At 57.9% G+C, this 24,196-nt stretch carries 33 protein-coding genes; all 33 read right to left on the reverse strand.

All coding sequences use genetic code 11. From position 1 onward, the window contains the following. Positions 1 to 38: 38 nt before the first annotated feature. The 33 genes from rpsD to rpoC all read right to left on the reverse strand — a co-directional run bounded on the left by rpsD (position 39) and on the right by rpoC (position 24,184). Positions 39 to 662, reverse strand: coding sequence for a 30S ribosomal protein S4 (gene rpsD / locus P3T18_RS35085; protein WP_429304575.1), 624 nt, complete (start codon positions 660 to 662; stop codon positions 39 to 41). Between the two features lie 156 nt (positions 663 to 818). Next, positions 819 to 1,223, reverse strand: coding sequence for a 30S ribosomal protein S11 (rpsK, locus tag P3T18_RS35090; RefSeq protein ID WP_006052224.1), 405 nt, complete (start codon positions 1,221 to 1,223; stop codon positions 819 to 821). A gap of 28 nt (positions 1,224 to 1,251) precedes the next feature. Beyond that, positions 1,252 to 1,617 carry a 30S ribosomal protein S13 gene (gene rpsM, locus P3T18_RS35095; RefSeq protein ID WP_006052223.1) on the reverse strand — a complete coding sequence of 122 codons (366 nt, stop codon included), beginning with the start codon at positions 1,615 to 1,617 and terminating at the stop codon, positions 1,252 to 1,254. Between the two features lie 41 nt (positions 1,618 to 1,658). Next, the gene (gene rpmJ / locus P3T18_RS35100; RefSeq protein ID WP_004199844.1) at positions 1,659 to 1,775 is read right to left on the reverse strand and encodes a 50S ribosomal protein L36; all 117 of its coding nucleotides are present in this window, start codon (positions 1,773 to 1,775) and stop codon (positions 1,659 to 1,661) included. 20 nt (positions 1,776 to 1,795) lie between these two features. Continuing rightward, positions 1,796 to 2,014 carry a translation initiation factor IF-1 gene (infA, locus tag P3T18_RS35105; RefSeq protein WP_004521905.1) on the reverse strand — a complete coding sequence of 73 codons (219 nt, stop codon included), beginning with the start codon at positions 2,012 to 2,014 and terminating at the stop codon, positions 1,796 to 1,798. 8 nt (positions 2,015 to 2,022) lie between these two features. Continuing rightward, positions 2,023 to 3,369, reverse strand: a complete 1,347-nt coding sequence (gene secY, locus P3T18_RS35110) for a preprotein translocase subunit SecY (protein ID WP_042329256.1) — start codon at positions 3,367 to 3,369, stop codon at positions 2,023 to 2,025. A gap of 46 nt (positions 3,370 to 3,415) precedes the next feature. Then, on the reverse strand, positions 3,416 to 3,850 hold the full coding sequence (rplO, locus tag P3T18_RS35115; RefSeq protein WP_429304576.1) for a 50S ribosomal protein L15: 435 nt from the start codon (positions 3,848 to 3,850) through the stop codon (positions 3,416 to 3,418). 29 nt (positions 3,851 to 3,879) lie between these two features. Then, the gene (rpmD, locus tag P3T18_RS35120) at positions 3,880 to 4,062 is read right to left on the reverse strand and encodes a 50S ribosomal protein L30 (protein WP_028199571.1); all 183 of its coding nucleotides are present in this window, start codon (positions 4,060 to 4,062) and stop codon (positions 3,880 to 3,882) included. Positions 4,063 to 4,072: 10 nt separating this feature from the next. Beyond that, complete coding sequence (rpsE, locus tag P3T18_RS35125; RefSeq protein ID WP_006052219.1) at positions 4,073 to 4,591, reverse strand: 30S ribosomal protein S5; 519 nt, start codon at positions 4,589 to 4,591, stop codon at positions 4,073 to 4,075. Positions 4,592 to 4,605: 14 nt separating this feature from the next. Then, the gene (gene rplR, locus P3T18_RS35130; protein ID WP_006052218.1) at positions 4,606 to 4,971 is read right to left on the reverse strand and encodes a 50S ribosomal protein L18; all 366 of its coding nucleotides are present in this window, start codon (positions 4,969 to 4,971) and stop codon (positions 4,606 to 4,608) included. Positions 4,972 to 4,983: 12 nt separating this feature from the next. Then, complete coding sequence (rplF, locus tag P3T18_RS35135; protein WP_028199570.1) at positions 4,984 to 5,514, reverse strand: 50S ribosomal protein L6; 531 nt, start codon at positions 5,512 to 5,514, stop codon at positions 4,984 to 4,986. Between the two features lie 18 nt (positions 5,515 to 5,532). Next, positions 5,533 to 5,928: a 30S ribosomal protein S8 gene (gene rpsH, locus P3T18_RS35140; protein WP_006052216.1), complete on the reverse strand. Its 396-nt coding sequence runs from the start codon at positions 5,926 to 5,928 to the stop codon at positions 5,533 to 5,535. A 14-nt stretch (positions 5,929 to 5,942) separates the two neighbouring features. After that, entirely contained in the window at positions 5,943 to 6,248 is a 306-nt protein-coding gene (gene rpsN, locus P3T18_RS35145) for a 30S ribosomal protein S14 (RefSeq protein ID WP_094778389.1), read from the reverse strand. Positions 6,249 to 6,255: 7 nt separating this feature from the next. After that, entirely contained in the window at positions 6,256 to 6,795 is a 540-nt protein-coding gene (gene rplE, locus P3T18_RS35150) for a 50S ribosomal protein L5 (RefSeq protein WP_006052214.1), read from the reverse strand. Between the two features lie 17 nt (positions 6,796 to 6,812). Continuing rightward, the gene (gene rplX, locus P3T18_RS35155; protein WP_006052213.1) at positions 6,813 to 7,121 is read right to left on the reverse strand and encodes a 50S ribosomal protein L24; all 309 of its coding nucleotides are present in this window, start codon (positions 7,119 to 7,121) and stop codon (positions 6,813 to 6,815) included. Positions 7,122 to 7,130: 9 nt separating this feature from the next. Then, positions 7,131 to 7,499 carry a 50S ribosomal protein L14 gene (gene rplN / locus P3T18_RS35160; protein WP_006052212.1) on the reverse strand — a complete coding sequence of 123 codons (369 nt, stop codon included), beginning with the start codon at positions 7,497 to 7,499 and terminating at the stop codon, positions 7,131 to 7,133. Positions 7,500 to 7,789: 290 nt separating this feature from the next. Further along, a complete protein-coding gene (gene rpsQ, locus P3T18_RS35165; protein ID WP_007180129.1) occupies positions 7,790 to 8,062 on the reverse strand; it encodes a 30S ribosomal protein S17 in 273 nt (90 codons plus the stop codon). After that, the gene (rpmC, locus tag P3T18_RS35170; RefSeq protein ID WP_007180130.1) at positions 8,059 to 8,253 is read right to left on the reverse strand and encodes a 50S ribosomal protein L29; all 195 of its coding nucleotides are present in this window, start codon (positions 8,251 to 8,253) and stop codon (positions 8,059 to 8,061) included. Before rpmC ends, rpsQ begins: the two co-directional genes overlap by 4 nt. Positions 8,254 to 8,263: 10 nt before the next feature. Further along, on the reverse strand, positions 8,264 to 8,680 hold the full coding sequence (rplP, locus tag P3T18_RS35175) for a 50S ribosomal protein L16 (RefSeq protein ID WP_042329259.1): 417 nt from the start codon (positions 8,678 to 8,680) through the stop codon (positions 8,264 to 8,266). A gap of 2 nt (positions 8,681 to 8,682) precedes the next feature. Beyond that, on the reverse strand, positions 8,683 to 9,480 hold the full coding sequence (rpsC, locus tag P3T18_RS35180) for a 30S ribosomal protein S3 (RefSeq protein WP_429304577.1): 798 nt from the start codon (positions 9,478 to 9,480) through the stop codon (positions 8,683 to 8,685). Between the two features lie 11 nt (positions 9,481 to 9,491). Then, on the reverse strand, positions 9,492 to 9,824 hold the full coding sequence (rplV, locus tag P3T18_RS35185; protein ID WP_007180133.1) for a 50S ribosomal protein L22: 333 nt from the start codon (positions 9,822 to 9,824) through the stop codon (positions 9,492 to 9,494). A 7-nt stretch (positions 9,825 to 9,831) separates the two neighbouring features. Beyond that, positions 9,832 to 10,107 (reverse strand): 30S ribosomal protein S19, encoded by a 276-nt coding sequence (rpsS, locus tag P3T18_RS35190; RefSeq protein WP_035554748.1) that lies wholly within the window; start codon positions 10,105 to 10,107, stop codon positions 9,832 to 9,834. A 10-nt stretch (positions 10,108 to 10,117) separates the two neighbouring features. Beyond that, a complete protein-coding gene (gene rplB, locus P3T18_RS35195; protein WP_429304578.1) occupies positions 10,118 to 10,945 on the reverse strand; it encodes a 50S ribosomal protein L2 in 828 nt (275 codons plus the stop codon). Positions 10,946 to 10,947: 2 nt separating this feature from the next. Beyond that, entirely contained in the window at positions 10,948 to 11,262 is a 315-nt protein-coding gene (gene rplW / locus P3T18_RS35200) for a 50S ribosomal protein L23 (RefSeq protein WP_007180135.1), read from the reverse strand. Next, complete coding sequence (rplD, locus tag P3T18_RS35205) at positions 11,259 to 11,879, reverse strand: 50S ribosomal protein L4 (RefSeq protein WP_007180136.1); 621 nt, start codon at positions 11,877 to 11,879, stop codon at positions 11,259 to 11,261. Before rplD ends, rplW begins: the two co-directional genes overlap by 4 nt. Continuing rightward, complete coding sequence (gene rplC, locus P3T18_RS35210; protein WP_027800367.1) at positions 11,879 to 12,538, reverse strand: 50S ribosomal protein L3; 660 nt, start codon at positions 12,536 to 12,538, stop codon at positions 11,879 to 11,881. The genes rplD and rplC overlap by 1 nt, the downstream gene beginning before the upstream one ends. A gap of 200 nt (positions 12,539 to 12,738) precedes the next feature. Then, on the reverse strand, positions 12,739 to 13,050 hold the full coding sequence (gene rpsJ / locus P3T18_RS35215; protein WP_006998489.1) for a 30S ribosomal protein S10: 312 nt from the start codon (positions 13,048 to 13,050) through the stop codon (positions 12,739 to 12,741). Positions 13,051 to 13,176: 126 nt separating this feature from the next. Continuing rightward, the gene (gene tuf / locus P3T18_RS35220) at positions 13,177 to 14,367 is read right to left on the reverse strand and encodes an elongation factor Tu (RefSeq protein WP_429304579.1); all 1,191 of its coding nucleotides are present in this window, start codon (positions 14,365 to 14,367) and stop codon (positions 13,177 to 13,179) included. 48 nt (positions 14,368 to 14,415) lie between these two features. After that, positions 14,416 to 16,518, reverse strand: a complete 2,103-nt coding sequence (fusA, locus tag P3T18_RS35225) for an elongation factor G (protein WP_429304580.1) — start codon at positions 16,516 to 16,518, stop codon at positions 14,416 to 14,418. A 134-nt stretch (positions 16,519 to 16,652) separates the two neighbouring features. Then, positions 16,653 to 17,123: a 30S ribosomal protein S7 gene (rpsG, locus tag P3T18_RS35230; RefSeq protein WP_006053291.1), complete on the reverse strand. Its 471-nt coding sequence runs from the start codon at positions 17,121 to 17,123 to the stop codon at positions 16,653 to 16,655. A gap of 181 nt (positions 17,124 to 17,304) precedes the next feature. Next, positions 17,305 to 17,685 (reverse strand): 30S ribosomal protein S12, encoded by a 381-nt coding sequence (rpsL, locus tag P3T18_RS35235; RefSeq protein WP_012434574.1) that lies wholly within the window; start codon positions 17,683 to 17,685, stop codon positions 17,305 to 17,307. 210 nt (positions 17,686 to 17,895) lie between these two features. Then, positions 17,896 to 19,743, reverse strand: a complete 1,848-nt coding sequence (gene recQ / locus P3T18_RS35240; RefSeq protein ID WP_429304581.1) for a DNA helicase RecQ — start codon at positions 19,741 to 19,743, stop codon at positions 17,896 to 17,898. 202 nt (positions 19,744 to 19,945) lie between these two features. After that, entirely contained in the window at positions 19,946 to 24,184 is a 4,239-nt protein-coding gene (gene rpoC / locus P3T18_RS35245) for a DNA-directed RNA polymerase subunit beta' (protein WP_429304582.1), read from the reverse strand. Positions 24,185 to 24,196: the final 12 nt, after the last annotated feature.

Below are 24,196 nucleotides of genomic sequence, written 5' to 3' on the forward strand. Positions count from 1 at the left end.
TGCATAACGCAATCGGGGTGCCCCGGCCGTTAATCCGATTACCGCGAATACAATTCGACGATCAGGCTTTCGTTGATATCGCCAGCGATGTCGCTGCGTTCCGGCTTCGACTTGAACGTGCCTTCGAATTTCTTCGAATCGACAGCAACCCAGCTCGGCATACCGCCTTGCTCAGCCAAGGACAGCGCCTCAACGATACGCGCTTGCTTCTTCGACTGTTCGCGAACTGCGACAACGTCGCCTGCCTTCACTTGCATCGACGGGATGTTCGACACAACGCCATTCACCGTGATCGCCTTGTGGCTGACCAGTTGACGTGCTTCTGCGCGCGTCGAACCAAAGCCCATGCGATACACAACGTTGTCGAGACGCGATTCGAGCAGTTGCAGCAGGTTTTCACCCGTGTTGCCCTTCAGGCGGTCGGCTTCAGCGAAGTAGCGGCGGAATTGACGCTCGAGGACACCATAGATGCGCTTAACTTTTTGCTTTTCGCGCAACTGCGTGCCGTAATCGGACGTACGCGCGCCCGAGGTGCGGCCGTGTTGACCGGGCTTGCTATCAAGTTTGCACTTGTCAGCGAGCGAGCGACGGGCGCTCTTCAGGAAGAGGTCAGTGCCTTCACGGCGGGACAGCTTGGCCTTAGGGCCGATATAACGTGCCACGTTAATTCCTTCGTTGATTGATCACACAAATGCTGCGCACTCGTGCTAGTCCGAACCCTTTGGGCCGAACGGTGGGCTTAGTCAATTCAATAGCGCAAGCAGCCTGTCGTCGCCGGCATTAATCCGGCGTCAACAGGCGCTCACGAAAACAGCGTCTTAGATACGACGACGCTTCGGCGGACGGCAGCCGTTGTGCGGGACGGGAGTCACGTCGGAGATCGCGGTGATCTTGATGCCAAGACCATGCAGCGCGCGCACCGCCGACTCGCGACCAGGACCGGGGCCCTTGATACGCACTTCGAGGTTCTTCACGCCGTATTCCATCGCCACGCGGCCAGCCGATTCGGCTGCCACCTGGGCTGCAAACGGGGTCGATTTACGCGAACCCTTGAAGCCCTGACCACCCGACGTTGCCCAAGCAAGTGCATTGCCTTGACGATCGGTGATCGTGATGATGGTGTTGTTGAACGACGCGTGAACGTGAACCACGCCCTCGGCGACGTTCTTCTTGACCTTCTTGCGAACGCGTTGCGCCGCGGAGTTGTTCGAAGCCTTAGCCATTACGTTTTCCTGTAACTGTCAGTTCCGCTTACTTCTTCAGCGATTGCGCTGCACGACGCGGACCCTTGCGCGTACGGGCATTCGTACGCGTGCGTTGGCCACGCAGGGGCAGGCCCTTGCGATGACGCACGCCACGGTAGCAGCCGAGATCCATCAGGCGCTTAATGTTCATCGTCGTTTCACGGCGCAGATCGCCTTCAACGATGAACTTGCCGACTTCTTCACGCAGCTTTTCGAGGTCTGCGTCGTTCAGGTCCTTGACCTTCTTCGAAAATGCCACACCAGCAGCGACGCAAATGTCGCGCGAGCGCGTGCGGCCGATACCGTAAATTGCCGTCAGGCCGATTTCGGTATGCTGGTGATTCGGGATGTTAACCCCTGCGATACGAGCCATTGTTTTTCCTCAAACAAAAAGCGCAGCAAAAAGCGCGGCGTTCAGCCTTGACGCTGTTTGTGGCGCGGATCAGAGCTGCAAATCACGCGCACAACGCCTTTGCGCTTGATGATCTTGCAATTGCGGCAAATGCGCTTAACCGATGCCATCACTTTCATGATATTACCCTTTTTTCAAATCACTTCGCCCGGAACACGATCCGCGCACGCGACAGATCGTAAGGCGTCAATTCAACCGTCACCTTGTCGCCCGGCAGGATTCGGATGTAGTGCATCCGCATCTTGCCGGATATGTGTCCCAATACGACATGGCCGTTTTCCAGCTTCACCCTAAAGGTAGCGTTAGGCAGGTTTTCGATGACTTCACCCTGCATCTGGATAACATCGTCTTTGGCCATAAGTCCTTTCAACGCATCGGGACGCCGCCGCCTTTGAAGTTAGCTTTCTTCAGCAGCGATTCATACTGTTGCGACATAACGTACGACTGCACCTGCGCCATGAAATCCATTGTGACGACGACAATGATCAGCAGCGACGTTCCACCAAAATAAAACGGCACGTTCCAGCGCAGTACCAAAAATTCAGGCAGCAGACAAACAAACACGATGTAGATCGCACCAGCCAGCGTCAAACGCGTAAGGATGCGGTCAATGTATCGAGCCGTCTGGTCGCCCGGGCGGATGCCCGGAACGAAAGCGCCACTCTTTTTCAGGTTGTCGGCCGTCTCTCGGCTGTTGAACACCAGTGCGGTGTAAAAGAAGCAGAAGAAAACGATCGCCAACGCATACAGCAACACATACACAGGTTGGCCAGGCTTGAGAGCCTCAGCCACATTGTGCAGAGTGTCTGCGAACCAGCTGGTACGCGACCCCGAACTAAACCAGTTCAGGATAGTTGCCGGGAAGAGAATGATCGACGATGCGAAGATCGGCGGAATCACGCCCGACATATTCAGCTTTAGCGGCAAATGTGAAGACTGGCCGCCGTAAATCTTGTTACCGACTTGGCGTTTGGCGTAATTCACAAGAATCTTGCGCTGGCCGCGTTCAATAAACACAACCAGATACGTCACCGCCGCAATCAGCGCAACCACGATGATCGCCGAGATGATGCTCATCGAACCGGTTCGCACCAATTCAAAAAGACCACCAATTGCGTTGGGGAAGCCCGCAGCAATACCGCCGAAAATGATGATCGAAATACCGTTACCAAGCCCACGTTCCGTGATCTGCTCACCCAGCCACATCAGGAACATCGTGCCGGTCACCAGCGTCACGACCGTCGTCAAACGAAATACCATTCCCGGATCAATCACCAGGCCCGGCTGATTTTCCAGTGCCACGGCAATGCCGAAAGCTTGGAACGTCGCCAGCAGCACAGTAAAGATTCGCGTGTACTGCGTAATCTTTCTCTGACCTGCCTGACCTTCTTTCTTCAGCGCTTCGAGCTGCGGCGATACGATCGCCAGCAACTGCATAATGATCGACGCCGAAATATACGGCATGATCCCTAGCGCAAAAATCGTGAACCGTGAAAGTGCGCCACCCGAGAACATGTTGAACATGCCAAGGATGCCGCCCGACTGGCTTTGAAACAGTTTTGCCAGCTGGTCCGGGTCGATACCCGGCACCGGAATATGCGCGCCGATACGGTAGACGATCAACGCCAGCAGCAGAAACACTGCACGCCGACGTAGATCGCCAAACTTCGCCGCGCTGCGACCGGGTTTTGCGAGACTCGGGCTGTTAGCCAAGTACCTTCTCCGATGCAAATGCTAGTGACGGCAAATAACTTGCGCGTTACTCGGCAAAAGAGCCGCCGGCTGCTTCGATAGCAGCGCGCGCACACTTCGTCGCACTCAGACCCTTCACAACGACTTTGCGCTTCAACTCGCCCGTCGCGATGATCTTGGCGCTCTTGATCAGCTCACCGATCAGACCGGCTTGCTTCAGCGCGAGCAAATCGATCTCGTCGACCGGCAGCTTTTCCAGATCCGAGAGACGCACTTCACCGATGAATTCCTTCGTCAGCGAAGTGAAGCCACGCTTCGGCAGGCGACGTTGCAGCGGCATTTGACCGCCTTCGAAGCCAACCTTATGAAAGCCGCCCGAACGCGACTTCTGACCTTTGTGACCACGGCCAGCAGTCTTGCCCAGACCGGAGCCGATACCGCGGCCGACGCGACGCTTAGCGTGCTTCGAGCCTTCAGCCGGCTTCAGGTTATTCAATTCCATTATCAACTCCTTGAGTCCTGGTCAGCCGCTTAGCCGATGACCTTAACGAGGTACGAAACCTTGTTGATCATGCCGCGCACAGCCGGCGTGTCCTGCAACTCGCTAACCGAATTGAGTCGGCGCAGACCGAGGCCACGCACCGTAGCACGATGCGTTTCACGGGTGCCGATCAGGCTCTTGACGAGCTGGACCTTGACAGTTTTATCAGACATGGTGTCCACCTTAGCCCAGAATATCTTCGACGGACTTGCCGCGCTTCGCCGCGATATCACCCGGAGTCGACTGCTTACGCAGACCGTCGAGCGTTGCACGAACGAGGTTATACGGGTTCGTCGAGCCGTGGCTCTTGGCCACAACGTTCTGCACGCCCATCACGTCGAACACTGCGCGCATCGGGCCACCAGCGATCACACCGGTACCATCCTTCGCCGGAGCGAGGAGGACCATCGATGCGCCGTGCTTACCGTGCACTTCGTGTTGCAGAGTACCGTTCTTCAACGGCACCTTGAACATGTTGCGGCGAGCCTGTTCCATCGCCTTCTGAACAGCGACCGGCACTTCCTTTGCCTTGCCCTTGCCCATACCGACGCGGCCATCACCGTCGCCAACCACGGTCAGTGCGGCAAAACCGAGAATCCGGCCGCCCTTCACAACCTTGGTCACGCGGTTGACCGAAATCATCTTTTCGCGCAGGCCGTCGTCGCGTTCGTCAGCCTGAACTTTCGCTTGCATCTTTGCCATGACGAATTCTTCCCTTAGAACTTGAGTCCGGCTTCGCGCGCCGCATCAGCCAGCGCTTTCACGCGGCCGTGGTAACGGAAACCAGAACGGTCGAAGGCGACGGATTCGATGCCGGCAGCCTTAGCCTTTTCTGCAATGCGCTTACCGATCAGGGTAGCGGCAGCGACGTTACCGCCCTTGCCCGTCTGATCAGCCAATTGCGCACGCACTTCGGCTTCGAGCGTCGACGCGCTGGCGAGCACTTTCGTACCGCACGGCGAGAACACTTGCGCATAGATGTGCGTGTTCGTGCGATGCACGGCGAGACGCGCGACCTGCAGCTCAGCGATCTTGATACGCGTCTGACGAGCGCGGCGCAGGCGAGATTGAGTCTTATCCATGATTGCGCACCCTTACTTCTTCTTCGTTTCTTTGAGGATCACAACCTCGTTGGCGTAACGCACACCCTTGCCCTTATAGGGCTCCGGCGGGCGATAGCCGCGCACTTCTGCAGCGACTTGGCCAACTTGTTGCTTGTTGATCCCCTTGATCACGATTTCGGTTTGCGTCGGGGTTTCAGCCTTAACGCCTTCCGGCATCTGGTGCACCACAGGGTGCGAGAAACCCAGCGACAGGTTCAGCTTGTCGCCTTGCGCTTGTGCGCGGTAACCGACGCCAACCAGCGTCAGCTTGCGCTCGAAACCCTTCGTCACGCCGTTCACCATGTTCGCAACTAGTGCGCGCATCGTGCCCGACATCGCATTCGCTTCGCGGCTCTCGTCAACCGGCTCGAACTTAAGCGTGCCGTTGTCGTTTACCACCTTCACCAAGCTGTTGGCAGCCTGAGAAATCGTGCCCAGCGGACCCTTGACGGTAATGCGTTCGTCGCTCAGGGCCACTTCTGCGCCTTGCAGCGCGATCGGGCTTTTACCTACTCGAGACATGTTTCTCTCCTTTCGGCCTTAAGCGACGTAGCAGATGACTTCGCCGCCAACGCCCGTAGCGCGCGCCTTGCGGTCCGTCATCACGCCCTTCGGCGTCGACACGATTGCCACGCCGAGGCCATTCATGACCACGGGGATGTCGTTACGGCCGCGGTACACACGCAGACCAGGCTTCGAGACGCGCTCAATGCGCTCGATCACCGGACGGCCAGCGTAGTACTTCAACACGATGTTCAATTCAGACTTCGCACCTTCAGACTTCACTGCGAAATCATCGATATAGCCTTCGTCCTTCAGGACCTGCGCAATCGCAACCTTGACTTTCGACGAGGGCATAGTCACCGAGACTTTCTCAACCATCTGCGCATTGCGGATGCGAGTCAGCATATCGGCGATAGGATCACTCATGCTCATTTACGTTTCTCCTATTACCAGCTCGCCTTGGTCAGGCCAGGGATCTCGCCGCGGAACGCGATTTCGCGAATCTTGTTACGCGCCAGCCCGAATTTACGGAACGTGCCACGCGGGCGACCGGTAATTGCGCAACGATTGCGCTTACGGGTCGGGTTAGAGTTGCGCGGCAGTTGTTGCAGTTCCAGACGTGCTGCGTAGTGCTCTTCGTCCGACTTGCTCATATCGCCGATAATCGCTTTCAGCGCAGCACGCTTGGGAGCGTACTTAGCGGCCAGGCGAGCACGCTTCTTTTCACGTTCGATCAGTGCCAGTTTAGCCACGGTAACCTCAGTTTCTGAACGGGAACTTGAAGCTGGCGAGCAGAGCCTTTGCTTCGTCGTCGGTCTTCGCAGTCGTCGTGATGCTGATGTTCAGCCCACGCAGTGCGTCGATCTTGTCGTAGTCGATTTCGGGGAAAATGATCTGCTCTTTCACACCGATGTTGTAGTTGCCGCGACCATCGAACGCACGACCCGAAACGCCACGGAAGTCACGCACACGCGGGAGCGCAACCGTCACGAAACGGTCCAGAAATTCGTACATTGCTTGACCACGCAACGTGACCATTGCACCGATCGGATAGCCTTGACGGATCTTGAAACCAGCGATCGCCTTGCGTGCCTTCGTGATAACCGGCTTCTGGCCAGCAATCTTTGTAAGGTCGCCGACGGCGTTTTCGATGATTTTCTTGTCAGCAACCGCCTCACCAAGACCCATGTTCAGGGTGATCTTGGTAATGCGCGGCACTTCCATCACAGACTTGTAACCGAACTTCTCGATGAGGCCGGGTACAACCTTTTCTTTGTAAAACTCTTGCAAACGAGCCATTTTTTTACTCCGCAGCGTCAGGCGCTCAGCTCAGCACCGGTCGTCTTAAGGAAACGAACCTTCTTGTCTCCTTCGACCTTGATGCCTACTCGCGACGCCTTGCCATTCGCGTCGACCAATGCGACGTTCGAAATTTGCAGCGGCATCGTCTTGGCTTCAACACCACCCGTCGTACCCTTCATCGGGTTCGGCTTGACGTGTTTCTTGACGAGATTGATGCCCTCGACAATCACTTTGCCTTCGCCAACGGACAGCACGACGCCGCGCTTGCCTTTGTCTTTGCCGGTGATGACGATTACTTCGTCACCTTTGCGAATCTTGTTCATCGCGACTCCTTACAGCACTTCAGGTGCCAACGAAACGATTTTCATGAATCGTTCGCTGCGCAACTCGCGCGTAACAGGCCCGAAAATACGGGTGCCAATAGGTTCGAGCTTGGCATTCAACAGCACTGCAGCGTTGCCATCGAACTTGATCAGCGAGCCGTCCTGACGGCGCACGCCCTTGGCGGTGCGAACCACCACGGCATTGTAAATTTCGCCTTTCTTCACGCGCCCGCGCGGCGTTGCTTCTTTGACGGTCACCTTGATGATGTCGCCAATGCTGGCATAACGACGCTTCGAGCCGCCGAGAACCTTGATGCACATGACTTCACGCGCACCGGTGTTGTCGGCCACTTCAAGCCGAGTTTCGGTCTGGATCATGGTTTATCTTTCCCAACTTAATCCGGTCACACCACCATGGCGTACCCGGTCAGTCTTGGTCCCGTCAGCCAATCGGCTGCTTGGGTTAGAACAGCAGCGACGGCAAACGAAACCCGCCATCGCAATCCGGTGAATCCTTCGGAACAGGCTGGCGCCCGAACCGCTTCCCCCACCAACTTCGCCCGCGACGGGGCTCCCATAAAAGAGGGAAGACCGAGATTATAACAAATAATCTCGGTCTTGCAAGCGAAACTTACTGCGATTTCAATTACTTCTACAACTTTGCGGCGTCAGATGACGCGAGCAGCCTCGACCAAGCGAGCCACAACCCAAGCTTTCGTCTTCGAAATCGGACGTGTTTCTTGGATTTCAACGAGGTCACCCTCGTTGTACGTGTTCGCATCGTCGTGCGCGTGATACTTCTTCGAACGCACAACGTACTTGCCGTAGATCGGGTGCTTCACGCGGTGCTCAACCAGCACGGTGACCGTCTTGTCCATCTTGTTGCTGACGACCTTGCCGACCAGCGTCCGCTTGAGCGAGGTTTTTACGCTATCGTTCATTTCTGGTTCGCCTTCTCAGTCAGGACGGTCCGCACACGTGCGATGTCGCGACGAACCTTCTTCAGCTGGCTCGTATTCGTGAGCTGCTGGGTCGCGAGTTGCATGCGCAGGCCGAATTGCGCCTTCAACAGGTCCGACAGCTCCTTGTTGAGCGCGGCCTGATCTTTCTGGTGAAGTTCGGAAGCCTTCATCATTTGCTCCTTAGGCGCCGAGCTGACGCACGATAAACGTCGTCTTCAGCGGCAGCTTAGCTGCAGCCAGACGGAACGCTTCGCGTGCCAGCTCTTCGGTTACGCCGTCCATTTCGTACAGCATCTTGCCCGGTTGAATCTCTGCGACGTAGTACTCAGGGTTACCTTTACCGTTACCCATACGCACTTCAGCCGGCTTATGCGAGATCGGCTTGTCCGGGAAAATACGAATCCAGATGCGGCCGCCACGTTTGATGTGACGCGTCATTGCACGACGTGCCGCTTCAATCTGGCGCGCGGTCAAGCGACCACGACCGACAGCCTTCAGACCGAATTCACCGAACGACACTGCGTTGCCGCGAGTGGCGATACCGGTGTTACGACCCTTCTGCTCTTTGCGATACTTTCTGCGTTTCGGTTGCAGCATCGTTATTCTCCAGTCTTCCCGTCACCGCCAGCACGACGAGGAGCGCCACGGCGTGCACCTGCCGGGCCAGCACCTTCACCATCGCGACGCGGACGACGATCACCACCCGGACGTGCGTTACGGCGCGGACGCTTTTCTTCGGCGACTTCTTCAACCACCGGTGCGTCATTACGGCCGAGCGTGTCGCCCTTGTAGACCCACACCTTCACGCCAATGATGCCGTACGTCGTCTTAGCTTCAGACGTTGCGTAGTCGATATCAGCGCGGAGCGTATGGAGAGGAACGCGACCTTCGCGATACCATTCCGTACGAGCGATTTCGATACCGTTCAAACGGCCTGCGCTCATGATCTTGATGCCTTGAGCACCCAGACGCATCGCGTTTTGCATTGCACGCTTCATCGCGCGGCGGAACATAATCCGGCGCTCGAGCTGTTGCGTGATCGAATCGGCGATCAGTTGCGCATCGGTTTCCGGCTTGCGGATTTCTTCGATGTTGACATGAACCGGAACGCCCATACGCTTTTGCAGCTCGGACTTCAGCAGTTCAATGTCTTCACCCTTCTTGCCGATCACGACACCCGGACGCGAGCTGAAAATCGTGATACGCGCGTTCTTTGCAGGACGCTCGATCACAACGCGACCGACGGACGCGTTCTTCAGCTTCTTCTTCAGGTATTCACGAACACCGATGTCTTCCTGCAACATCGCCGCGAAATTGTTGTTGTTCGCGTACCAACGCGAAGCCCAATTGCGGCTGACGGCCAAACGGAAGCCAGTCGGATGAATTTTCTGTCCCATCGTATGACCCCTTAATTCCCGACCGTCACAGTGATGTGACAGGATTGCTTCTCGATGCGGTTACCGCGGCCTTTAGCGCGCGCGGTGAAACGCTTGAGCGACGCAGCCTTGTCGATGTAAATGCTCGTGATTTTGAGCTCATCGATATCGGCGCCTTCGTTATGCTCCGCATTCGCGATCGCCGACAGCACGACCTTTTTCACGATTCCCGCAGCCTTCTTCGGCGAGAACGTCAGAACGTTCAGCGCCTTGTCGACCGGCAAACCGCGGATCTGGTCAGCCACAAGGCGCGTTTTCTGCGCCGAGATGCGGGCACCGCGATGAATTGCTTTCACTTCCATCATGAGCCCCTTATTTCTTAGCCTTCTTGTCGGCTGCGTGACCCTTGAACGTCCGGGTCAATGCAAACTCGCCAAGCTTGTGGCCGACCATGTTTTCCGAGACATACACCGGAACGTGTTGACGGCCGTTATGCACAGCAATCGTCAGACCGATGAAGTCCGGCAGAATCGTCGAACGACGCGACCAGGTTTTGATCGGCTTCTTATCCCGCGAAGCTGCAGCCGCCTCAACTTTCTTCAGCAAATGGGCGTCACAGAACGGACCTTTTTTTACAGAACGTGCCATTGCCTACTCCTTAACGCTTGTGACGGCGCTGGACGATCATGCTCGTCGTGCGCTTGTTGCTGCGGGTGCGATAACCCTTAGCAGGCGTGCCCCACGGGCTCACCGGATCGCGACCTGCAGCCGTCTTGCCTTCACCACCACCGTGCGGGTGATCGACCGGGTTCATTGCAACGCCACGCACCGTCGGGCGGATACCACGCCAGCGGTTTGCGCCAGCCTTACCGATTTGACGGAGGCTATGCTCTTCGTTGCCAACTTCACCAATCGTCGCGCGGCATTCAACGTGAACGCGGCGGATTTCACCAGAGCGCAGGCGGACCTGTGCGTAGATGCCTTCACGAGCCAGCAACATCGCCGACGTACCAGCCGAACGCGCCATTTGCGCGCCCTTGCCCGGCAGCATTTCGATGCAGTGAATCGTCGTACCAACCGGAATGTTGCGGATCGGCAGCGTGTTGCCTGCGCGGATCGGAGCTTCCGAACCGGACATCAATTGCTGACCAACCGTCACACCCTTCGGCGCGATGATGTACTTACGCTCGCCGTCTGCGTACAGAACCAGCGCGATGTTCGCGCTACGGTTCGGATCGTACTCAAGACGCTCGACCTTTGCCGGGATACCGTCTTTGTTGCGACGGAAATCGACGACACGGTAGTGGTGCTTATGACCACCGCCCTTATGGCGAGTGGTGATATGACCGTTGTTGTTACGGCCGGCGGTCGTGGATTGCGAATCGAGCAGCGGTGCGAACGGCTTGCCCTTGTACAGATCCTTATTGACCACCTTGACCATCGCGCGGCGACCCGGCGAAGTCGGCTTAACTTTAACGATTGCCATGATTACTTGGCCTCCGCTTCAAAGTTGATTTCCTGGCCGGGCTTCAGGCAGACGTACGCCTTCTTCACGTCCTTGCGCTTGCCCATGAAGCGACCAAAGCGCTTGGCTTTGCCCTTCGAGACCAGCACGTTGACGGAATTGACTTCCACCTTGAACAGCAGCTCGACTGCAGCCTTCACTTCCTGCTTCGTGGCATCGGGCGCGACTTCGAACACAACTTGCTCGTTCTTGTCGGCCACCAGCGTCGCCTTTTCGGAGATCACCGGCGCGAGCAGGACCTGCATCAAACGATGATCGTTTTTGCGAATCTCGCTCATGACAGCAACTCCTCGATCTGGGCGACCGCAGCCTTCGTGATCAGGATCTTCTTGAAGTAGATCAGCGACAGCGGGTCGGCGTAACGCGGCTCGACAACTGCCACATGGGCGAGGTTGCGCGACGCGAGGTACAGGTTTTCGTCAACCGTGTCGGTAATCACCAGCACGGAGTCGAGACCCATCGCCTTGAATTTTTCGGCCAACAGCTTCGTCTTCGGCGCTTCGAGCGTCAACTCGTCGACCACCGAGATACGGCCTTCGCGGGCCAGCTGCGAGAAGATCGAGCAGAGGCCTGCGCGATGCATCTTCTTGTTGACCTTGTGCGAAAAGTTTTCTTCCGGCGAATTCGGGAAGATCCGGCCACCGCCGCGCCACAACGGGCTCGACGACATACCGGCACGAGCGCGGCCCGTACCCTTTTGACGCCACGGCTTTTTGGTCGTGTGCTTGACTTGCTCACGATCCTTCTGCGCGCGGTTGCCGCTACGGGCATTCGCTTGATACGCCACCACGACCTGGTGAATCAGGGCTTCGTTGTAATCACGGCCGAACACTACGTCCGACGCGCTAACGCCCGCACCTTCCTGACCATTGGCATTCAGGAGCTTAAGTTCCATTATTTCGCTCCTTTCACAGCACGCGTCTTCACGGCCGGCGTAACGAATACCTTGCCACCCTTCGCACCCGGAACGGCGCCCTTGACCAGCAACAACTTGCGGTCAGCGTCGATACGAGCGATTTCGAGGTTTTGTACCGTTACCGTGTCGTCACCCATGTGACCGGTCATGCGCTTACCCGGGAAAACACGACCCGGATCCTGCGCCATACCGATCGAACCCGGCACGTTGTGCGAGCGCGAGTTACCGTGCGATGCACGGCCAGATGCGAAGTTGTAACGCTTGATGGTACCGGCGTAGCCCTTACCGATCGACACGCCTTGCACGTCGACTTTCTGGCCCACTTCGAACAAATCAGGACCGACCACAGTGCCGCTCGACAACTCGGCAGCCTTGGCGGCATCGATCTGGAATTCTTTGAGGATTTCACCGGCTTGAACGCCGGCTTTGGCGAGATGACCGGCCAAAGGCTTCGTCACGCGCGATGCACGGCGCGTACCGAACGCAACCTGCACGGCCGTGTAGCCGTCGGTTTCAACAGTCTTGATCTGCGTCACGCGGTTGTCGGACACGTCCAACACGGTAACGGGAATCGAATCCCCTTCTGCCGTGAAGATACGGGTCATGCCAACCTTGCGACCTACGAGTCCAAGGCTCATCGTTTTCTCCATTCCCGACTGCGATTGGTCGGGGCTAATTTACAAATGCCGGTGCCGTTTCGGGCATGAACGCATGCTGCAGCACACCGACTTTTTTGCGCAAATGCGCGAAAAGCCCACCATTATAGCAAGGCTTTTCGTTTTCCGCAAGCAATCAAAGACTTAGCACTGTCCGGCGGGCCGAACGGGCTTTGCGACGCTTATTGCAGCTTGATTTCCACGTCCACGCCAGCCGGCAGATCCAGCTTCATCAGTGCGTCAACGGTCTTGTCCGTCGGATCGACGATGTCCATCAGACGCTGGTGCGTACGGATTTCGAGCTGATCACGCGACGTCTTGTTGACGTGCGGCGAACGCAGGATGTCGAAACGTTGGATGCGGGTCGGCAGCGGCACCGGACCACGAACGATTGCGCCAGTCCGCTTTGCCGTGTCGACGATTTCAGCTGCCGATTGATCGATCAGGCGATAGTCGAAAGCCTTCAGGCGAATGCGGATTTTCTGGTTTTGCATGACAGTTCCTTGGAAAGAGCGAGGCGATATTGCATCGCCAGATAGTAAAAGAACGTAGGGCCGGGCACTCGCTGGGAGCTGGCGCCCGACCCCGGGCACCACTTACTGCAAATTCAACTCGCGATTTTACTCGAGAATCTTGGCAACCACACCTGCGCCGACCGTACGGCCGCCTTCGCGGATAGCGAAGCGCAGACCTTCTTCCATTGCGATCGGGTTGATCAGCTTCACCGTGATCGACACGTTGTCGCCCGGCATGACCATTTCCTTGTCCTTCGGCAACTCGATCGAGCCCGTCACGTCCGTCGTACGGAAGTAGAACTGCGGACGATAGTTGTTGAAGAACGGCGTGTGACGGCCACCTTCGTCCTTGCTCAGCACGTACACTTCAGCCGTGAAGTGCGTGTGCGGGTTGATCGAACCCGGCTTCGCCAGAACCTGGCCACGCTCCACGTCTTCACGCTTCGTGCCGCGCAGCAGGATACCGACGTTGTCGCCCGCCTGACCCTGGTCCAGCAGCTTGCGGAACATTTCCACGCCCGTGCAGGTCGTCTTCACCGTCGGCTTGATACCGACGATTTCGATTTCTTCGCCGACCTTCACGATGCCGCGCTCGACGCGACCCGTCACCACCGTGCCGCGACCCGAGATCGAGAACACGTCTTCCACCGGCATCAGGAACGAGCCGTCAACTGCGCGCTCCGGCGTCGGGATGTACGTGTCCAGCGCGTCGGCCAGATTCATGATCGCCACTTCGCCCAGCTCGCCTGCGTCGCCTTCCAGCGCCAGCTTGGCCGAACCCTTGATGATCGGCGTGTCGTCGCCCGGGAAATCGTACTTCGACAGAAGTTCGCGAACTTCCATCTCGACGAGTTCCAGCAGTTCAGCGTCGTCCACCATGTCGCACTTGTTCAGGAACACGATGATGTACGGAACGCCAACCTGACGCGCCAGCAGGATGTGCTCACGCGTTTGCGGCATCGGGCCGTCTGCAGCCGAGCACACCAGGATCGCGCCGTCCATCTGCGCTGCGCCCGTGATCATGTTCTTCACATAGTCAGCGTGGCCCGGGCAGTCGACGTGTGCGTAGTGGCGGTTAGCCGTTTCGTACTCGACGTGCGCCGTGTTGATCGTGATACCACGTGCCTTTTCTTCCGGCGCCGCATCGATCTGGTCGTATGCCTTCGCTTCGCCGCCAAACTTCTTGGTCAGCACCGTCGTGATCGCTGCCGTCAGCGTGGTCTTGCCGTGGTCAACGTGACCGATCGTGCCGACGTTCACGTGCGGCTTGGTCCGTTCGAATTTACCTTTAGCCATGTTTCTCTTCTTTCAAAAAGTTAATCGTTGAATGGGTTTGCCGCGCGCTTACTTCGACTTGGCGTTGATGATTGCTTCAGACACGTTGCGCGGTGCTTCGGAGTAGTGCTTGAACTCCATCGTGTACGTTGCACGACCTTGGGTCAGCGAACGCAGCGACGTCGAATAGCCGAACATTTCCGACAGCGGTACTTCGGCGCGAACGATCTTGCCGCCACCAACCATGTCATCCATGCCCTGAACGATGCCGCGACGACCCGACAGGTCGCCCATCACGTTGCCCATGTAATCTTCAGGCGTTTCGACTTCCACAGCCATCATCGGTTCAAGGATGACCGGTTGAGCCTTGCGCATTGCTTCCTTGAACGCCATCGAACCGGCCATGCGGAACGCATTTTCGTTCGAGTCAACGTCGTGATACGAACCGAACGTCAGGTGAACCTTCACGTCAACGACCGGGAAGCCAGCCAACACGCCGGCCTTCAGCGTTTCCTGGATACCCTTGTCGACTGCCGGAATGTATTCACGCGGAATCACGCCGCCCTTGATTTCGTCCAGGAACTCGTAGCCCTTGCCCTGCTCATTCGGCTCGAGCGTAATGACCGCGTGACCGTACTGGCCGCGACCACCCGACTGCTTGACGAACTTGCCGTCGACATCTTCCGCCTTGCCGCGAATCGTTTCGCGATAAGCAACTTGCGGCTTGCCGACCGTTGCTTCAACGCCGAACTCTCGCTTCATCCGGTCGACCAGAATTTCGAGGTGGAGCTCGCCCATGCCCGAAATAATCGTTTGACCCGACTCTTCGTCAGTTTGAACGCGGAACGACGGATCTTCCTGTGCCAGACGATTCAGCGCCAGACCCATCTTTTCCTGGTCAGGCTTCGTCTTCGGCTCAACAGCCTGCGAAATCACCGGCTCCGGGAAAATCATGCGTTCGAGCACGATCGGGTGCTGCGGATCGCACAGCGTGTCGCCCGTGGTGGCCTCTTTCAGGCCAACAGCAGCAGCGATGTCGCCGGCGCGAACTTCCTTGATTTCTTCGCGCTGGTTTGCGTGCATCTGCAGAATACGACCCAGACGTTCCTTCTTGTCCTTCGTCGCGTTCAGCACGGTATCGCCAGAATTGACCACGCCCGAGTACACACGGAAGAAGATCAACTGGCCGACGAACGGGTCGGTCATGATCTTGAATGCCAGCGACGAGAACTTTTCGTCATCCGACGCACGACGCTCGCCCTTTTCACCGTTTTCCAGCTCGCCAGTAACCGGCGGGATGTCGATCGGCGACGGCAGGAAGTCGAGCACTGCGTCCAGCATGCGTTGCACGCCCTTGTTCTTGAACGCGGTGCCACACAGCATCGGCTGGATTTCGCAAGCGATCGTACGGTCGCGCAGGCCCTTGATGATTTCCGCTTCGGAGAGCTCGCCCTCTTCCAGGTACTTGTTCATCAATTCTTCGCTCGACTCGGCAGCAGCTTCGACCATCTTCTCGCGCCATTCCGTACACGAGTCAGCCAGTTCTGCCGGAATTTCTTCGTACGAGAACTTCGTGCCTTGGGATGCTTCGTCCCAAATGATCGCCTTCATCTTCAGCAGATCGACGACGCCCGTGAAGTTTTCTTCAGCACCGATAGGCACCACGACCGGAACCGGATTTGCCTTCAAACGCAGCTTGAGTTGATCGTAGACCTTGAAGAAGTTCGCGCCGGTACGGTCCATCTTGTTGATGAACGCGAGACGGGGAACCTTGTACTTGTTCGCCTGACGCCAAACGGTTTCCGACTGCGGCTGAACGCCACCCACAGCGCAGTAGACCATGCACGCACCGTCGAGCACGCGCATCGAGCGCTCGACTTCAATCGTGAAGTCGACGTGGCCCGGGGTGTCGATGATGTTGATGCGGTGCTCAGCGCGGTCGCCGGCCATGCCTTTCCAGAAAGCCGTGGTAGCAGCGGACGTGATCGTGATACCGCGTTCCTGCTCCTGCTCCATCCAGTCCATGGTTGCAGCGCCGTCGTGCACTTCACCAATCTTGTGGTTCACGCCGGTGTAGAACAGGATGCGCTCGGTCGTCGTCGTTTTGCCGGCGTCGATGTGAGCGCTAATACCGATGTTACGGTAGCGCTCGATAGGTGTCTTGCGAGCCACTTTGATCCTCTATTGGGATGACGCGATGCGAGAAAATACCCATCGCGCTGTAACACAAACGGGCGAGGCGCTTTGTAAGCGCACCCGCCCGGAATTTCTTTCCGCTTTTTCTGCTAGACCCGGGTTCGGGAAGCTTAGAAACGGAAGTGCGAGAACGCCTTGTTGGCTTCTGCCATCCGGTGAACTTCGTCGCGCTTCTTCATCGCGCCGCCACGGCCTTCAGCCGCTTCGGAGAGTTCACCTGCCAGGCGCAGAGCCATCGACTTTTCGCTGCGCTTCTTCGCGGCTTCACGCAACCAACGCATCGCCAATGCCATACGACGCGACGGACGCACTTCGACCGGAACCTGATAGTTCGCACCACCAACGCGGCGGCTCTTCACTTCGACCACCGGCTTGACGTTGTTGAGCGCCACCGTGAACACTTCCAGCGGGTCCTTGCCACCCTTGGTCTGGATCTGTTCGAAAGCGCCGTACACGATACGCTCGGCAACAGACTTCTTGCCGGAGAGCATCAGCACGTTCATGAACTTAGCTACATCTACGTTGCCGAATTTCGGATCCGGCAACACTTCCCGCTTGGGGACTTCGCGACGACGCGGCATGTTTCTTCCTTTACTTTTTCAGTTGGAGCTATTTTTTAGCCCCGCGGCCACCAACTAACCCGATTCATCTCTAACGACTTACCAGCCTGGTCGGGTGACCACTTACTCGACAGCACCGGCGATCCGGCACCACCGCTATTACCGCCTTTGCAGGCGACCGAAAACTACACAGACCGGCTAATTACTTGCCAGCCTTGGCACGCTTTGCACCGTACTTCGAGCGAGCCTGCTTACGATCCTTGACGCCCTGGGTATCCAGCGAGCCGCGAACCATGTGGTAACGCACACCCGGCAAGTCCTTAACACGACCGCCGCGAATCAGCACGACCGAGTGTTCCTGCAGGTTGTGGCCTTCACCACCGATGTACGAAATAACTTCGAAGCCGTTCGTCAGACGAACCTTGGCAACTTTACGCAGTGCCGAGTTAGGCTTCTTAGGCGTCGTGGTGTACACACGGGTGCACACGCCGCGACGCTGGGGGCAGTCCTGCAAGGCCGGGCTCTTGCTCTTAGTCGTTTCCGACTGGCGGCCTTTGCGAACCAGTTGATTGATGGTTGGCATTGTTTATTCCTGAAATTGAACAAAATCGACGCATCTGTTTCCGGGCAAAGCAGAAACGACTGCGCATCGAACTTCCAGTTCGGTCCGCTCACACGCGAGTTAACTGCGCGCGCAGGCATTCCAAGAACCGGAACCTAGCATAATATTCCGAAAAGGCTAAGGGAGTCAACAGGTTGCGATGTTTCGCATACCTACGCGCGGCACCACCTGCTAATCGGCGGCGACGACTTCCAGCAGTTCGTCGCCGAAACGATCGAGTTTTCGTGCGCCCATGCCGGGGATACCTCGCAAATCCTCGATCGAATCGGGGCCGTTGCGTGCAATTTCCGCCAGCGTGGCGTCGTGGAAGATGACGTACGCTGGCACGCCATCACTCTTCGCGGTTTCCGTTCGCCAAGCGCGCAGCCTGTCCCAGCGGGCCCGCTCACGCGGACCCATGCCAATCGTCGGATCGGCTCGCTCGCTCGTTCTCCCGGACGATTGGCGCGTCCGTGTCGGCTTGACGTAGCGGCGCATCGTGACGCTCTGCTCGCTCTTCAGGACGGCTTTGGCAGCTTCCGTCAAAACGAGCGACCCAAAACCTTCATGGTCGACGGTGAGATAACCAAAAGCGACAAGCTGTCGAAATATGGCGCGCCACTCGGGCTCACCCAACGACGCGCCAATTCCAAACGTCGTCAGGCTCTCGTGACCGCGCTGCAAAATTTTCTCGCTTCGGTTCCCGCGCAGAATATCGATGAGATGGCCGGCGCCAAAATGGAAACCGCTCGCTCGTTGTGCGCGAAAAACGCAGGACAGCGCCATCTGCGCCTCACGCGTTGCGTCCCACGTGTCGGGTGGCTCGATACAGTTATCGCAATTTCCGCACGGTTTGCTCGACTCGCCGAAGTACGCGAGGAGCCGAACCCGTCTGCAGGTCGCGGCTTCGCACAGGCCGAGCAGCGCGTCGAGTTTGCCGGTCTGCACGCGCTTGTGGGCATCGTCTGCATCGGATTCGTCGATCATCTTGCGCTGCTGCACCACGTCGCCCAGACCGTAAGCCATCCAGGCGTTAGCAGGCATCCCGTCCCGGCCCGCGCGACCGGTTTCCTGGTAGTAGCCTTCGACGCTTTTCGGCAGATCGAGGTGAGCAACGAAGCGGACGTCCGGTTTGTCGATCCCCATACCGAACGCGATCGTGGCGCACATCACGATGCCCTCTTCGCGCTGGAACATTTCCTGGTGCTTCTGACGAATCTCGAATTCCATGCCCGCGTGATAAGGCAGCGCGCGCATGCCCTTTTCCTTCAGCCACTCCGCGGTCTCCTCGACCTTGCGGCGTGACAGGCAATACACCACGCCGGCGTCCGTCGTGCCATCCGGTCTCGAGTGCTCTGCACGAATGAAATCGAGCAATTGCGCCCGAGCATTGTCTTTTTCGACGATGCGATAGCGGATGTTCGGTCGGTCGAAGCTGGAGACGAAGATGCGCGCGTCATCCAGTGCCAGACGGTGGATGATTTCGTCCCGCGTGATTGCGTCAGCGGTGGCAGTCAGCGCGATGCGCGGGACGTTCGGAAAACGTTCGTGCAATACCGACAGTTGAATGTACTCGGGGCGGAAATCATGGCCCCATTGCGACACGCAATGTGCTTCGTCGATAGCGAACAGACCAATGCGCGTCCGTTCGAGCAAATCCTGGAAACGCGGCGTCATCAAACGCTCAGGCGCTACATACAGCAGATCGATCTCGCCATCGCGAAGCGCGCGTTCGGTGGCCATCGCCTCCGCACTCGACAAGGTGGAATTCAGATACGCCGCGCGTACGCCAACCTCGGTGAGCGCGGCGACCTGATCCTGCATCAATGCGATCAACGGCGACACCACGATGCCCGTGCCAAAGCCTCCCTCGCGCCGCACGAGCGACGGGATCTGGTAGCACAACGACTTGCCGCCGCCCGTCGGCATGAGCACGAGACAATCTCCGCCGCCGGAAACGTGCTCGACAATTTCGCCTTGCTGTCCTCTGAACGCGGGGTAACCGAAGACTTCGTTGAGGATTTCTAGAGCACGGGACATGGATTTGAGAGAAGCAGCGTGAGGCCGGTGACACGGATTTTAGCAACCCGGGCGCCATCCACCTGAACGGATTGTGCGCGTTGGCCGTTCGGACAGTTGAACAGCGCTTGTTTATGAGCTCGGTCAGGGCAAAAAAAAACCGCCCGGTCGAAACCGGGCGGCTCTACTGGCGTCAGGTGAAAGCGGCTTTCGCCGCTCGCACTTATTCGCCTGAGTGCTGCTGTTCGGCAGCCGGGGTTTCCGGCGTACCGAATTCGAACGACTCTTCCGCTGCGATCTGATCGAAACGCTCGCGGTCAGACAGTTCCTTGCTCTTGCGTGCCTTGTGGAACGCGAGACCCGTACCGGCCGGAATCAGACGGCCGACGATCACGTTTTCCTTCAGACCGCGCAGGTCATCGCGCTTGCCCATGATCGCCGCTTCGGTCAGCACGCGGGTCGTTTCCTGGAACGACGCCGCCGAGATGAACGAATCGGTCGACAACGAGGCCTTCGTGATACCGAGCAGCACGTTTTCGTACGTTGCCGGACGCTTGTCTTCCGCGATCATACGGTCGTTTTCGTCGAGCATATCCGACCGCTCGACCTGTTCGCCCGGGATGAAACGCGTATCGCCGTTGTCCGTAATCTGCACGCGACGCAGCATCTGACGAACAATCACTTCGATGTGCTTGTCGTTGATCTTCACGCCTTGCAGACGGTACACGTCCTGCACTTCGTCCACGATGTAACGCGACAGCGCTTCGATACCTTGCAGACGCAAGATGTCGTGCGGATCGGCCGGACCGTCGACAATCATTTCGCCCTTGTTGACGACCTGACCATCGTGCACCAGAACCTGCTTTTCCTTCGCGATCAGGAACTCGTGCTGATTGCCTTCGAGGTCCGTGATAACGAGACGCTGCTTGCCCTTCGTGTCCTTACCGAACGACGTCGTGCCCGTGACTTCCGCCAGGATACCTGCGTCCTTCGGCGAACGTGCTTCGAACAGTTCGGCCACACGCGGCAGACCGCCGGTAATGTCACGCGTTTTCTGCGATTCAACCGGGATACGTGCCAGCACTTCACCGACCTGCACTTGCTGACCGTCCTTCACGGTGATCAGAGCGCCGACCTGGAAGCCGATCTGCACCGAATGCTCGGTGTTCGGGATCTTGACTTCTTCGCCGTTCGCGTCGAGCAGCTTGACCTGCGGACGCACCGTCTTCGAAGCTTGCGAACCACGACGCTTCACGTCGATCACGACCAGCGTGGACAGACCCGTCACATCGTCGATCTGCTTCGCAACGGTGACGCCTTCCTCGACGTTTTCGAACTTCACCGTACCGCCCCACTCGGTGATGATCGGACGCGTCATCGGATCCCACGTTGCCAGTTGCGTGCCGGCCTTGATCTGCGCGCCGTCGAGTTGCAACAGCGTCGCGCCGTACGGCACCTTGTGACGTTCGCGCTCGCGACCGTGGTCGTCGGTGATCATCGCTTCGCCCGAACGCGAGATGACGATCTGCTCGCCCTTTGCGTTTGTGACGTAACGCATCGTTGCCGTGAAACGCACCGTACCGTTCGACTTCGCTTCAACCGACGAAGCCACTGCCGCACGCGACGCCGCACCACCGATGTGGAACGTACGCATCGTGAGCTGCGTGCCCGGTTCACCGATCGACTGAGCAGCGATCACGCCGACTGCTTCGCCCACGTTGACCGACGAGCCACGACCCAGGTCACGGCCATAGCAGGCCGCGCACAAGCCGTAACGCGTTTCGCAAGTCAGCGGCGTACGCACGCGCACTTCGTCGATACCGAGGCGTTCGATTTCTTCGACCGCGTCTTCATCGAGCAACGTGCCCGTTTCGTACAGCGTTTCCTGCGATTCCGGATTGACGACGTCAGCCACCGTCACGCGACCCAGAATACGGTCACGCAGCGCTTCGACGACTTCACCGCCTTCGACCAACGCCTTCATGGCGACGCCGTTGGACGTACCGCAATCGTCCTCAACCACCACCAGATCCTGCGTCACGTCGACCAGACGACGCGTCAGGTAACCCGAGTTTGCCGTCTTCAGTGCCGTATCAGCCAGACCCTTACGTGCACCGTGGGTCGAGATGAAGTACTGCAACACGTTCAGGCCTTCACGGAAGTTCGCCGTAATCGGCGTCTCGATGATCGAGCCGTCCGGCTTCGCCATCAGGCCACGCATACCGGCCAGCTGACGAATCTGAACTGCCGAACCACGAGCACCCGAGTCCGCCATCATGTAAATCGAGTTGAACGATTCCTGACGCGTTTCGTTGCCGTCGCGATCCACCACCGGTTCCGTCGACAGCTGCTCCATCATCGCCTTGCCGACCGCTTCCGACGTTGCCGACCAGATGTCGACCACGTTGTTGTAGCGCTCTTGCGACGTGACGAGACCCGACATGTACTGACGATCGTATTCCTTCACCTTCTTCGCGGCGTCGCCGACGATGGTTTCCTTCTGCGGCGGCACGAGCATGTCGTCGACGCAGATGGAGATACCAGCGCGCGTTGCCAGACGGAAACCCGACTGCATCAACTGGTCGGCAAAAATCACCGTTTCACGCAGACCGCACTTGCGGAATGCGGTGTTGATCAGACGCGAGATTTCCTTCTTCTTCAGCGGCTTGTTAAGCACCGAGAACGGCAGGCCCGGCGGAAGGATTTCCGACAGGATTGCGCGACCCACGGTGGTCGGGTACAGCGTGATCTTCGGCACGAACGCCGGCGCACCTTCCGACTTGTCTTCGTTGTGGACCATTTCGGTGATCCGAACGTTGACGCGGGAGGCCAGCTCGACTTCCTTGTTCTCGTAGGCACGCAGCGCTTCCGAGACGCCCGTGAACGTCAGGCCTTCGCCCTTGCCGTTCACTGCTTCACGAGTCGCGTAGTACAAACCGAGCACGATATCCTGCGACGGCACGATCGACGGATCGCCGTTGGCCGGGAACAGGACGTTGTTCGACGCCAGCATCAGCGTGCGCGCTTCCATCTGCGCTTCCAGCGACAGCGGCACGTGAACAGCCATCTGGTCACCGTCGAAGTCGGCGTTGAACGCCGCGCAAACGAGCGGATGCAGCTGGATTGCCTTACCTTCGATCAGCACCGGCTCGAAAGCCTGAATGCCAAGACGGTGCAGCGTCGGCGCACGGTTCAGCATGACCGGATGTTCGCGGATCACCTCTTCCAAGATGTCCCACACCACCGGCGTCTGGTTCTCGACTTCCTTCTTCGCAGCCTTGATGGTGGTAGCCACACCCATCACTTCCAGCTTGTTGAAGATGAACGGCTTGAACAGTTCGAGCGCCATCAGCTTCGGCAGGCCGCACTGATGCAGCTTGAGCGTCGGGCCGACCACGATCACCGAACGGCCCGAGTAGTCAACACGCTTACCGAGCAAGTTCTGACGGAAACGACCGCCCTTACCCTTGATCATGTCAGCGAGCGACTTCAGCGGACGCTTGTTCGCGCCGGTCATTGCCTTACCACGACGACCGTTGTCGAGCAGCGAATCGACGGCTTCCTGCAGCATCCGCTTTTCGTTGCGAACGATGATTTCAGGCGCCTTCAATTCGAGCAGACGCTTCAACCGGTTGTTACGGTTGATCACGCGGCGATACAGGTCGTTCAGGTCCGACGTCGCGAAACGGCCGCCGTCCAGCGGCACCAGCGGACGCAGTTCCGGCGGCAGCACCGGCAGCACTTCGAGCACCATCCAGTCAGGCTTGATGCCCGAACGCTGGAAAGCCTCGAGCACCTTCAGGCGCTTCGCGTACTTCTTGATCTTCGCTTCCGAACCCGTGTTCTTGAGTTCGGTACGGAGCATCTCGACCTGTTCGTCGATGTTGATCGCGCGCAGCAGTTCGCGAACGCCTTCCGCGCCCATCTCGGCACGGAATTCGTCGCCGTATTCTTCGACCTTGTTGTAGTAATCCTCTTCGGTCATGATCTGCCGCGCTTTTAGCGGCGTCATGCCCGGATCGATCACCACGTAGGCTTCGAAGTACAGCACGCGTTCGATGTCGCGCAGCGTCATGTCGAGCACCATGCCCAGACGCGACGGCAGCGACTTCAGGAACCAGATGTGCGCAACCGGCGAGGCCAGTTCGATGTGGCCCATCCGTTCGCGACGCACCTTAGCCAGCGTAACTTCAACGCCGCACTTCTCGCAGATCACGCCACGATGCTTCAGGCGCTTGTACTTGCCGCAAAGGCATTCGTAGTCCTTGATCGGCCCGAAAATCTTCGCGCAGAACAGACCATCGCGTTCCGGCTTGAACGTCCGGTAGTTGATGGTTTCCGGCTTCTTGACTTCACCGAACGACCACGAACGGATCTTGTCTGGCGAAGCCAGACCGATCTTGATCGCGTCAAAAACTTCAGGTTGTTGGACTTGCTTGAATAGATCGAGCAAAGCTTTCATCGCTTCTCTCCA

It is taken from the genome of Paraburkholderia sp. GAS199 (assembly GCF_050436585.1).
Classification (GTDB): Bacteria; Pseudomonadota; Gammaproteobacteria; order Burkholderiales; family Burkholderiaceae; genus Paraburkholderia.